At 43.0% G+C, this 12,386-nt stretch carries 10 protein-coding genes; 3 read left to right on the plus strand and 7 right to left on the minus strand.

Annotation, left to right across the window (positions count from 1 at the left end; genetic code table 11):
- Positions 1-15: 15 nt before the first annotated feature.
- From NSA57_RS15745 to NSA57_RS15775, 7 genes are all read right to left on the minus strand, one after another.
- A complete protein-coding gene (locus NSA57_RS15745) occupies positions 16-483 on the minus strand; it encodes an immunoglobulin-like domain-containing protein (protein ID WP_257465383.1) in 468 nt (155 codons plus the stop codon).
- Positions 484-494: 11 nt separating this feature from the next.
- On the minus strand, positions 495-1,955 hold the full coding sequence (locus tag NSA57_RS15750; RefSeq protein ID WP_257465384.1) for a tyrosine-protein kinase family protein: 1,461 nt from the start codon (positions 1,953-1,955) through the stop codon (positions 495-497).
- Complete coding sequence (locus NSA57_RS15755; protein ID WP_257465385.1) at positions 1,956-3,356, minus strand: polysaccharide biosynthesis tyrosine autokinase; 1,401 nt, start codon at positions 3,354-3,356, stop codon at positions 1,956-1,958. It abuts the gene before it with no gap.
- A 9-nt stretch (positions 3,357-3,365) separates the two neighbouring features.
- Positions 3,366-4,304 carry a hypothetical protein gene (locus NSA57_RS15760; RefSeq protein ID WP_257465386.1) on the minus strand — a complete coding sequence of 313 codons (939 nt, stop codon included), beginning with the start codon at positions 4,302-4,304 and terminating at the stop codon, positions 3,366-3,368.
- A gap of 22 nt (positions 4,305-4,326) precedes the next feature.
- The gene (locus tag NSA57_RS15765; protein WP_257465387.1) at positions 4,327-5,043 is read right to left on the minus strand and encodes a tyrosine-protein phosphatase; all 717 of its coding nucleotides are present in this window, start codon (positions 5,041-5,043) and stop codon (positions 4,327-4,329) included.
- Positions 5,044-5,082: 39 nt separating this feature from the next.
- On the minus strand, positions 5,083-6,525 hold the full coding sequence (locus NSA57_RS15770; protein ID WP_257465388.1) for a sugar transferase: 1,443 nt from the start codon (positions 6,523-6,525) through the stop codon (positions 5,083-5,085).
- 242 nt (positions 6,526-6,767) lie between these two features.
- Positions 6,768-9,401 carry a cation-translocating P-type ATPase gene (locus tag NSA57_RS15775; RefSeq protein ID WP_173752178.1) on the minus strand — a complete coding sequence of 878 codons (2,634 nt, stop codon included), beginning with the start codon at positions 9,399-9,401 and terminating at the stop codon, positions 6,768-6,770.
- 525 nt (positions 9,402-9,926) lie between these two features.
- On the opposite strand from NSA57_RS15775, the gene sdaAB reads away from it, so the two are divergent.
- From sdaAB to NSA57_RS15790, 3 genes are read left to right on the plus strand one after another with little or no spacing between them, the layout of a single operon-like run.
- Positions 9,927-10,607, plus strand: coding sequence for an L-serine ammonia-lyase, iron-sulfur-dependent subunit beta (sdaAB, locus tag NSA57_RS15780; RefSeq protein WP_147600158.1), 681 nt, complete (start codon positions 9,927-9,929; stop codon positions 10,605-10,607).
- Between the two features lie 2 nt (positions 10,608-10,609).
- On the plus strand, positions 10,610-11,485 hold the full coding sequence (gene sdaAA / locus NSA57_RS15785; protein WP_257465389.1) for an L-serine ammonia-lyase, iron-sulfur-dependent, subunit alpha: 876 nt from the start codon (positions 10,610-10,612) through the stop codon (positions 11,483-11,485).
- A gap of 19 nt (positions 11,486-11,504) precedes the next feature.
- On the plus strand, positions 11,505-12,206 hold the full coding sequence (locus NSA57_RS15790; RefSeq protein WP_173752182.1) for an HAD family hydrolase: 702 nt from the start codon (positions 11,505-11,507) through the stop codon (positions 12,204-12,206).
- Positions 12,207-12,386: the final 180 nt, after the last annotated feature.

A 12,386-nucleotide genomic window follows, 5' to 3' on the forward strand; every position in this document is an offset into this window, starting at 1 on the left:
TTACCTCTATTTCTGTTATGAAGCTTTGACAATCAACTTCAGCTGTTTGTGCTGGCTCTCATGGCCATCTGCGTCTGTTACATAATATTCCAGTGTGTATTCCCCTGGTATGTTAATATCAAATACACCCTTTACACGAATTCTCCGGAACAAAGAAGACCTGTCATCCTTGTCATCTGTGATATCGGCAACCTGAGAAACCACGTCAAAGGATTGTCCCACTGATATTTCCAGGGTATCTGAGGCAAGTGTCAGAACCGGAATCGCCGGATCTGAAGGCTCCGGTGTTGGTGTTGATGACGGCTGCGGTTTCGGTGTCGGCGTAGTCTCCGGTGTTGGTGTTGCCTTTTTCTCCATAGTTATCTGAGTATTGGATGAAATCTCCATCTTCTGGTTTACTCCCTCCAGAGACTGCAGCGCAATCCACAGAGAAACGCCCGCTGCCAGAAGCAGTACAACTGCTGCCAGTATCCTTTTTTTCATTTCACGCCTCCTTACAGTGAGTCCTCGGTGTCCATGGTTTTTTCATCCAGGTCTATATAGCGTTTATATTTTCCGTACTGCTTATAGCTGCTGTATTTACCATATCTCCCATATGTGGAATAACCGCCCGGTTTACGGTTGATCAGATAGCCCAAAAGCTTCTCATTTCTGATAAAAGGCTCAAGTCCATCCTTAATTTCTCTTGTAATTGCTCTGTCATGACGTACCACATAAAGTACAGAATCCGCATATTCTGACAAAAGCGTAGCATCTGTGAACAGCGCCGAAGGCGGGGTATCTATCACTATATAATCATAGTCATTTACCAGAGCCTCCATCAAATGCTCCATTTCTTTTTGTTTCAAAACAGAGGAAGCCTTGTCACGGACACTTCCGCCACAGATCACATCCAGATTATTTTTTGACTGTATAATATCATTCAGGAAACATTTCTGTTTAAAATAATCCGCCAGTCCATGATGATTCTCTTCTAATCCCAGAATTTTGCCAATGGAAGGATTTCGAAAATCCCCGTCAACTACAAGCACTTTTTTATCCTGCATGGAAAATCCCAGAGCTATGTTCAGCGCCATCAGACTTTTTCCCTCCTCAGGAATCGTACTGCTCACAAGAAGAACATGCTTGTTTTCTTTTTCCATCTGACGTTCAATCCTGTTCTGTGCGGCCAGAACTGCCTGCTTAAATCCCCAATCTACATGTTTATTGGTAATCAGAAGCTGTGCTTTTTTACCGTTCCTCCTCTTTTTCTGCCGGGCTTCCGGAATCATGGCAACACAGCCTTTCACTGTCAGTTTTTTCATATCGCTTTCTCTTCGTACTGTCTTTGTAGTAAAAGCATAGACAGTAGCAATCACAAAACAAAGAGCAGCTCCTGCCAGTAATCCCATTGCAGCTGATTTAGGAAGAGAATAGGGGTTGGATGGGTTCTTTCCGGCCAGAGACTCATCCGCAATCTGAAGTTCTACCGTTCCGGTAATTTCAGACGCCCATTTCGGATACACATCTTTAAAGTTTTCTATAAGAAGATTTGTATTTTTATAATTATTTGTTTTTAAATAAACAGTAAAAAGATTAGACCCTTCTGTATTAACAGAGGAAAACTGATAATTATCATTCAGACTTTTTTCCTGAATATTTTCTGTCAGATCCTGTCTGAATTCTTCAAGCGCTGTAACAGATGAAACAGATGAACTGAGACGTTTGGCAATGGACGCATCTGTTGCCGCATCCCCGGTTCTTTCCACTGCATAAGTAAGCTTTGCTTCATAAAAAGGCTCATAGCTTCTGTTAAAATACGCAACTGTCAAAGCGGTCACAGTCAAAAGCACCAGAAGAAGCTGAAGCCAACATCGTTTCAGACAACGGATATAGTCCTCCAAGAGACCACTCAGATCCAGTACAATTTCATCATCTTCATATTGCTCCATATTATTCTGATTTTCTGTATACATTTATTTGTCTCCATTCCTTCTGTTTCCGTAGCCATAGTAATACTTTCCGTAACGGTGTTTCTTTCGGCTACCAGTTCCCTGCGCCATATTAATTACCCCGCCGATCACTGTAGTTCCAGTCTCTTCCAAAAGGTCTGTCACGTCATTCAGCACCGCGGCTTTTTCTCCACTTTGCTTTACAGAAAGAATCACCGCTTCTGCAGTTCCTGCAAGAATCTCTGTGTCACGGACAATTCCAATAGGAGGTGTATCAATAATCACATAATCCACATGTTTTTGGAATACATGAAGAACCGACTTAAGACGACCGTTGCTCAAAAGCTGGTCTGCTTCCGGAACCGGCTGCTTCTGCCATACATAAATCAGACCTTTATATTTCCTGGAATGTCTCATTACCTCTTTCAGACCAACCTTACCCTCCAAAAGATCAGATACAGAACTTCCCTCCTGTACTTCTTTCTCAAAGATCTTTGCCATAGCCGGCTTCCGAAGGTCTCCATCAATAAGGGCTACTTTTTTTCCTCTGACCGCAAGACTCAGAGCAAGATTCGCCGCCAGAGTTGTTTTTCCCTCATTCTCATGAATACTGGAAATGATTGCAGTCTTTAATCCCCTGTGATCCATTTTTTGTTGAAAATATGTTGCCAGCCTGTCCATCTCTTCTATAAAAGACGGATCAGCCATAGGATCTGAAATCAAAAGTCCCTTCTGTCCTTTCCGTTTTTTCACACGATGAAGAACACCGAGGATATCCATATCAAGAAGATCAGCTGCCTGCTCCCGACTGTAGATCTTATCAGAAAACATTGCAATTAATACTGTAAGCCCCACACCTGCCATAAGAACCAGCGCTGCTGCAACACAGGCATACTTCAAAGGGGAAACCTGATTTTTCACAATATTATTAGCTGAAAAGTTGCTCAGATTTTTCACCACATATCCAGACTCGAAATATCCTGCCAGTTCCGGATAACTTTCTGTTGCTGCCTTCAAAAGCCGAAATGCCTGTTCTGCTGAAGAGGCTGTGGCGCTTAGGGAAATCAGGCTTGTGCCCGGAATCTGAACCGCTGCCACTGTCCCTGTGACTCCCTTTGCAACTTCAGATTTTTTTATCTTTTCCTGCAAAGTATCGCTGTTCAGCACGTTGACATTTCTGGTAATTGCACTGTCAATATTATATTGTGATAATCTGCCCGCATTATTATCCCGGGGCAGAACAGTCAACTGAATATTGGCAGTATAAGTATCCTGCATATAGGTATCCATAACGATATATGCTCCTATCCCTGCCATAACTGCACACATGAGAGTTACAAATAATGTCCTGAGTACTCTTCTGACCAAATAGCCTATGTCCAGAGAAATATATCCTGTATTCTGTCGGTTTCTTGCTGCGTTCATCATGCCCTCCTACTCTATTACTACCATCAAATGGGCAGTGCAGTCATAGCCTGTTTTCGGCGCTGTATAAGTATATACTACATTATAAGTCCCAGGAGTATTTGTATCTACATCAGAATTAATACCAATCTGAGAGATATTTACCCATCCAAGCTCTGACCCGTTTGCTATCTGTTCTGTGACATCTTTCCACTCATTATTTTCAAATACAGAAACCATTGGGCCATAGTCAATCTTACAGACACCCCCATCATTTACATAATCCAGATATGCATTAGGATCAAAAGCCTCTCCCTTTTTCAGATAAATCAGATTTTCTTTAAGTGCGATAGACGGGCGGAGACTCCTCTCTTCATAGCTGTCCGCATAAATCTCCACCTGTACAGGCAGGGAAGTTTTATCTCCAATGCTGTTTGTTACATTAATCGTACAGTCATAAAGTCCAGCCTTAGGCTCTCCCCCAAGAAGACTTTCATCTCCTTCCAGAGTGATAAACGGAGTTACATCACCGTCAATGCAGTCTTCCGCCTCAATATAATCAAACAAAGATAATTGCTGATTTTCCGGAAAACGCAATGGCGAGCTAATAGAAAAATGTGCCTTCCTGTAATCAGAATACGTCAGCTTTCTGGTAAGCCTTCCTATATTACTGGAATTATCAAAAGCAACATATGTTATAAGGAAAGAATTATTTTCACCTTTTGCTGATTTTTCAATACTTTCAATAACAATGCTGTCTGTCACATCTCCGTCCTTTTCATCCCGGGCTGTGATTCCTTTTTTCAGTTCTTCTTCTGTAGCCTTGATACTGACTTTTATCTCTTCTTCAGATGCCTTTAAAACCGGGCCTTCTGTATCAATATCTGTTTGCTTTTTTTCGTAATACTGATATCCTCCAAAGACTGTAGCCATGCATAAAATTGCCAGTATGATTCTTGCTTTTTTCATTAGCTGCTCCTTTAATCTGTATTTACTGTATTACCGGAAGCCCTTTTAAAATACGGCTTGGATTTTCTGACATCCACAGTCGTACATATAAATCCGGATAATTTTTTTGAAGCTGTTTTACCAACACTTTCATATGAGGCGGACGAATGTCTGTATCATGTGTATCCGTAGCAATGACGCTTATAATACCCGAATCCAGCATTTGCTTCGCAAGCTGTTCGCTTTTCCGGCCAAAGCTGCCCAGGAGACTGCCCGCATTGATCTGCAGGGCACACCCCTGATCAGCCAGATACCAGGCAAGCTCCTCATCTCTCTGCATAAAAAGATATCTTTCCGGATGCGCCAAAATGCACCGATACCCACTCTGTTTCAGACGAGCCAGACTGGAAATCACTATCTCCGGATTTTCCTCAAAAGGAAACTCTACCAGAAGATAATTTGTGTTATTCAAAGTCAGAAGCTGCTTCTGCGCCAAGGCCTCCCATATGGCTTCATCCACAAATATTTCCATTCCCGGATAAAGTTTCAGAGGGATTTTTTCCTCCTCCAATGCTTCCTGCAGCTTCTGAAACTCACTCCAGTATTCCTCTATCATGTAAGGATAGTAATTTCCATGACTGGTAGCCGCCATATGGCTGATTCCCTGATTCACAGCAATTGATGCCATTTCCAGTGCTTCCTCCATACATCTGGCTCCATCATCCAGCCCTGGAAGAATGTGCGCATGTATATCTACCATAAAACCTCTATCTTATTTTCATAATTTATGTAACGATTTTTACATAGATCCCTCGCCCTTAAATACGGCTTTTACTGTCTGCAGCAATATCCTGATATCAAGACCAATACTCCAATTCTCTATGTATCCGGTATCCAGACGGACAACCTCCTCAAAATCCGTGATATCACTTCGTCCGCTTACCTGCCACATACCGGTAATCCCTGGCTTAACTGCAAGGCGCGCTCTGTGGTGAAGGTCATATTTCACCCACTCATCAATTGTCGGCGGTCTTGTTCCCACCAGACTCATCTCACCTTTCAGCACATTCCAAAACTGTGGAAACTCATCAATAGAAGTCTTTCGGATAAAGTTCCCGATTCCTTTGCCCGGTCCTTTTTCGCTGCCAATGATCCTGGGGTCATTTTCCATCTTGAACATCAGACCATCCTGGACGCGATTCTGTTTCATAAGTTCTTTTTTGCGTTCCTCCGCATCCATATACATACTGCGGAATTTGTACATCTTAAACCTTTTACCGTTTTTGCCGATACGCTCCTGTGCAAAAAAGATGGGGCCCGGTGATTTTAAATAAATCATTGGTCCTACAATCGCTGTCAAAAGCACTGTCATCAGACAGCCTGCCAGGCCAGCGCAGATATCTATCATACGTTTCAGAAGAAGCTGTTTTTTTGTGGTCATATTCAGGCTGCTGGAAATCACTGTGTAGCCTCCAATCTGCTCCACAGACTGCTTATTATTCGATTTCGTATGACCACCTGCAACTGCAAGGTGGACAGTAATTCCCATTGTAAGAAACTGTTCCTGTATTTTTTCCGTCTCTTCGTCTTCCAATGGAAGACACAGAAAAACCTCGTCAATCCATTCTCTGCAGGAATACTCTGCCATATCAGAAGCATCAGCCACAACAGGAATCCCCTGAATAGTACTTCCTTTCCACTGAGCATCCACAACAGCAATACCCGCAATGTGATACCCTGCATAATTATTGGATGTAAGCTGCTCCACAACCTTATTCAGATATGATTTGGAGGAAACAATAAGGAGCGATTGATTACCGATACCTTCTGTTCTTCTTCTGGCAAGTACATGCTTCCACCAGCTTCGCGCCGCGTAAGTTGTAACTGCATAAATCACTGCTGTCAAAATAAAAATCGTACGGGAATATTCCTCACTGCTCTGTGTAACAACCAGAAACAGTGCAGACAGACCTGTAATCAAAATCACATGGCGAAGAACTGCTGTGAATTCCAGATAATACCCTCGCTTAATCACTCCCTGAAACGTGTCAAAAAATAATGTAACAAATATCTGCGCAAAATCCAGAATGAAAAACATGCTTCTATAATATATACTAGTAAAAGGATTTCCTCCTCCCTGGCGTATATAAAATGCCAATAAAAAAGACAGCTCCAAACACATAATATCAATTATGATAAAATCGGCGTGCTTCAGCCATCCTGTTGCTTTCTTTTCATACATCGCTTTTACCCCCCCCCTTGAAAAATTCGAAAACTAATATTCAATTTTAGATATTCTTTTTCATAACATACATTTGTATTATAACCCATTTTTTCTTATATAGTCAATAATTTTTTCATAATTTATTAATTTTGTCCAATTTTAAGGTTGCTGTTTAAATTATGCATAATTAGTAATCCACAAATTATTGCATAAAAACAACGCCCACTGAAAAGTGAGCGCTGTCAAATAGTTAAGATACTTTATTTCCCCAGTTTTCTCTGTACAGCCTTCACGATCTCCATGATCGGGATGATCAGAACTGCAAGGCCAAGAGCGATCACGTATTCCGTGAAATCAATTGGTGTAAACTGGAATGCTTTTGCAATAAACGGAACCTCGATTACAACTGTTGTCAGGATCAGGGAAACAACCATTGCACCATACAGGAATTTATTATGGCTGTTCAGTTTAAAGATAGATCCCCGGCGGCTTCTCATGTTAAGGGAATGGAAAATTTCCACCATAGAAAGGGTAAGGAATGCCATGGTTGTTCCGTCTGCACTGTTTACAAATTCCCATGCGCCGGATTCGATTCTGTGACCTACCAGATAGGAGATCATAACAAGAACAGTTACAACGGCGCCCTGGAAAAATACGTCAAATCCCATTCCTCCGGCAAAAATACCTTCTTTCGGATCACGAGGCTTTTTCTTCATAATGTCTGCTTCGCTCTTTTCAAGTCCGAGAGCCAGAGCAGGGAAACAGTCTGTAATCAGGTTGATCCAGAGAAGATGTACCGGTTTCAGTATAGTAAATCCGATCATAGTAGAAAAGAAGATTGCCAGAACCTCTGCCAGATTGGAGGCAAGCAGGAACTGGATTGCCTTACGGATGTTCGCATAAATACGGCGTCCCTCTTCTACTGCGGATACGATGGTTGCAAAGTTATCGTCTGCCAGTACCATATCGGCTACATTTTTGGTTACGTCTGTTCCGGTGATTCCCATACCTACGCCAATGTCAGCGCTCTTAATGGACGGAGCGTCATTAACGCCGTCACCGGTCATGGCAGTGATCATGCCTTTCTTTTTCCATGCATTTACAATACGTACTTTATGCTCCGGCTGAACTCGGGCATATACAGAAAACTCTTCGATTCTGTTCTGGAAATCCTCATCGCTGATCTCATTAAGCTGTGCGCCTGTGATAGCCTGAGAAGGATCGGAAAGGATTCCAAGCTCCATACCGATGGCAACTGCGGTATCCTTATGGTCTCCGGTAATCATAATAGGACGGATTCCTGCTTCACGGCACTCTACGATTGCAGCCTTAACCTCCGGACGGACCGGATCGATCATTCCGGAAAGTCCCAGATAGGTAAGTTCCTGTTCCAGAAATGCAGGCTCTGTACTCTCCGGCATTTTGTCCCATTCACGGCATGCGCCGCAGAGAACACGAAGAGCTCTGTCAGCCATTGCTTTGTTACTTTTCAGAATAGATGCTCTGATCTCTTCTGTCATAGGAACCTTTGCGCCGTTTACAATCGCATGGGTACAGCATTTCAGCACCTCGTCAGGAGCACCCTTGGTAAACTGGATGATCTGGTTTTCTTTTGTTTTGTGAACGGTGGACATCATTTTACGCATGGAATCAAAAGGAGCTTCTCCCACACGTACGTATTCTTCTTTTAACTGTGTCTTTGGCAGGCCGTTTTTAGCCGCATCGTTTACAAGAGCACATTCGGTAGGCTCTCCAACTGCCTCTCCCGCTTCTGCATCGTATTCTGCATCTGAACAGAGAGCCATTGCGATCTCCAGATTCTGCTCATTGTCAGCCACATGCTCCACAACTGTCATTTTGTTCTGGGTTAATGTACCTGTTTTATCAGAGCAGATGATCTGTGTACATCCAAGAGTTTCCACTGCAGTCAGCTTACGGATGATGGCGTTGCGTTTGGACATATTTGTCACGCCAATGGAAAGTACAATGGTCACAACCGCTGCCAGACCTTCCGGAATAGCCGCAACTGCAAGAGATACTGCAACCATAAAGGTGCTGAGGATGGTATCGCCGCTGATTCCTGAACGGAACAGTCCTACTGCAAAAATCACTGCGCAGATACCGATAACAAGTATGGTAAGGATCTTACTCAGCTGGTTCAGTTTTATCTGAAGAGGTGTTGCATCGTCTTTTGCCTGAGAAAGAGCCTGAGCAATTTTACCCATTTCTGTGTTCATACCGGTTCCGGTAATGACAACCTTGCCGCGTCCGTAAACAACTGTAGAACCCATGTAGGCCATATTTTTACGATCTCCCAAGGGAACGTCCTTCTCTCCTCCAAGCTGAAGAAGATCTGTGATTTTATTTGCCGGAACTGATTCTCCTGTGAGAGCAGCTTCCTCAATTTTCAGACTTGCAGCTTCAATGATACGTCCGTCAGCCGGAACTGCATCTCCTGCTTCCAGAAGCACAACATCTCCGGGAACAAGCTCGTCACTTTTCAGTGTCACTACTTTTCCGTCACGGAGTACCTTGCTGGTAGCGGCTGCAATTTCCTGTAAAGCCTCAATTGCAGCTTCTGCCTTACTTTCCTGGACAACACCCAGTACTGCATTAATAATTACAACTGCAAGAATAATAATAACGTCAGCAAAAGACTCGCCTTCATAAAAAGCTGTGATTCCGGAAATTGCCGCAGCCACGATCAGGATAATGATCATCGGGTCTGCAAGTTCCCCTAAAAATCTCTTTAAAAGAGAAGTCTTTTTCCCTTTTTCCAGTTCATTCTTTCCGAATCTGGACAGTCTCTGCTGTGCTTCACCTGTTGACAGTCCCTGTTCGGAAGAATTCTGTTCTTTTAAAACTTCCTCACAGCTTGACAGATATTCTTTCATATTGCCTCCATTTCTGTGCAGCATGTTTGAGTTTCTGCACGCTTTTGTTTTATTTCTGAGGGCATTTCCAAATAAAATTTTATCCGGTCTGCCAAAGAATACGGCGTGTGATGTTCACTCCTTTCTGACACTTCTCCTACCTTTCATTATACCCGGATTCTGCATTTTCAAAAACAAAAAGACTTATCTCAGGATTCCTCCCAAAGATAAGTCTCGCTGTTTCAAACAAAACCAGGTCTCCCAGCCATGATGTTGATTCTGTTACGCCTTTACGGTGTTAGCTACTCCCTTACACCTGTTGTATTCATTTCTGCTATTATGCATCATTTCCGGGAAAAATGCAACTGTTTTTTTATTTTTCTTTATACGAAACAATACTATGCGAACATCAGCCTGTGATATTTATATTCCCCCGGGCTGATGTTCAAAAAGAAAATATAAATATTAATTTTTTTCCATTTATGGTACAATACTATTTACATAAGTCATAGACAAATGACGGATACAGAAAGATGAGGATTTTTTATGACATTTATCAGCGCTTTTAATGTACTGGGTCCGGAAATGATCGGTCCTTCCAGTTCTCATACGGCAGGCGCCTGCTCCATTGCTCTGCTTGCTCAGCAAATGGCAGACAGCCCTGTAAAGGATGTGGAATTTGTACTTTATAATTCTTTTGCTCAGACCTATAAGGGCCACGGAACGGATCTGGCTCTTCTTGGAGGGGTCATGGGTTTTTCAACAGACGACAAGCGTATACCAAAGGCTTTTTCCATTGCAGAAGAAAGAGGTATTTCCTACCGCTTTATCGAGGCAGCCCAAGATCCGGACATTCATCCAAACACTGTGGATATCCATATTACCTGCCAGAGCGGACGCTCTTATTCTGTCCGCGGTGAATCTCTGGGCGGCGGAAAAATGCGTATCAGCCGGATCAATCATATTGATGTGGATTTTTCCGGAGAGTACAGCACTCTGATCATTATTCATTATGACAGGCCGGGAGTTCTCGCTCATATTACAGGATGTCTCAGTGAAAAAAATGTCAATATTGCTTTTATGAAGCTTTTCCGTGAAACAAAGGGAGACATTGCCTACAGCATCATTGAGTTTGACGGTACGCTGCCTGATGACGCAGAGGATCAGATCTCGCTGAATCCCAATGTTCAGGATGTTATTTTTATACCAATTCAAAGGAGAATATAATCATGGATTTTAAAAATGCTCAGGAGCTTCTGGAGCTTTGCCATACAAACAATCTTCCTGTTTCTGCAATTATGAAAAAAAGAGAGTGTATTCTGGGCGGAACAACAGAAAAAGCTATTTATGATCAAATGAACCATTCTCTTCAGATTATGAGAGACTCTGTCACATCTCCTATTCAGTCCCCCCAAAAATCAATCGGAGGTCTGATCGGAGGGGAGGCTCAGCTTGTGAACCAGCACCGGGTTGGAGGCAATTCCATCTGCGGACCGGTTCTTTCCAAAGCAATCGCCTATTCAATGGCTGTTCTGGAAACAAACACAACTATGGGACTGATCGTTGCTGCTCCTACCGCCGGTTCTTCCGGTGTGATCCCCGGTCTTCTTCTGGCTCTTCAGGAAGAATATCAGCTGGAAGATAAAGAAATCATTGACGCACTTTTTAATGCAAGCGCCATTGGATATCTTGCCATGAGAAACGCCACTGTAGCAGGCGCTGTAGGCGGCTGTCAGGCCGAGGTAGGAGTGGCTTCTGCCATGGCTGCCTCAGCCGCTGTGGAGCTAATGGGCGGCACAGCGGATCAGTGTCTCCATGCTGCAACATCTGTTCTTATGAATTTCCTCGGGCTTGTATGTGATCCCATCGGCGGACTTGTGGAATGCCCGTGCCAGGGACGAAACGCTGCCGGAGTTGCAGTTGCTCTTACTGCCGCAGAGCTTTCTTTAGGCGGCATCAAACAGCTGATCCCTTTTGATGAAATGCTTCAGACCATGTACCAGGTAGGAAGACAGATCCCGCCCGGACTGCGTGAAACAGCTCTCGGAGGCTGCGCCGCTACCCCTGCCGGAAAAAAACTGGGCTGTAAAATTTGTCCCAGATAAAAATACAGGAAGAACAGCTATGATAAAAACCGTTATTTTTGATATTGATAATACCCTTTATGATTATGACAGCGCGCATCTTTTTGGAATGGAAGCACTGACAGCCTACTGTATAAAAGAATTTCACATTTCTGAACAACAGATACGTTCCTGTTATGACAAGGCTATGAAGATCATGGCAAAACGCATTGGCACAGACAGCGCTGCCATTCACAGCCGGATGCTTCGTTTCCAGTGTATGACAGAGCTTTTGTCCCAGCCGCTTTTTCCTCATGTAGAAAATATGTATCATGCTTACTGGGATACCATGATCGCCAATGCAAAACCTTCGCCTGGCATTCTGAAGGTACTTGAAGAGCTGAAAACACGTCATATCCGAATCGGCATCGGAACAGATATGACAGCCAGTATTCAGTTTAAAAAGCTGAAAAAGTTTGGATTTGATTCCTATCTTGACTTTGTCGTCACAAGTCAGGAAACAGGCGTTGAAAAACCCCATCCGCATTTTTTTGAGGTCTGTCTGGAAAAGGCCGGATGCGCTGCGGATTCCTGTGTTTTTATTGGAGATAATCTGAAAAAAGATGTGCAGGGCGCCTGTGACTGCGGACTCTTTGGTGTGTGGTACAGTCAGGAAAAAATCCCTGAAAAAGAAAATAGATTTCCCGTGATCACAACATTTACTGATCTGGAAAAATTTCTTCAGGTGTGTAAGATCTTATGATTTTACACGCCTGAAAACTCTAAAAGATTTAAAATTATTACCCATAAAAAAGTTATACATCAAAACACTGACTTATTTGACGCTTACAAGCTCTATCTGATTACATCCTTGCGGAGCGTTTTTTGTTTACCAGAAAAGTCAGTACAGAATATATTTTTCCCGGTAAACAAAAAAAGTAGC

The sequence above is a fragment of the Blautia caecimuris genome, from assembly GCF_024622975.1.
Taxonomy (GTDB): Bacteria; Bacillota; Clostridia; order Lachnospirales; family Lachnospiraceae; genus Blautia_A; species Blautia_A caecimuris.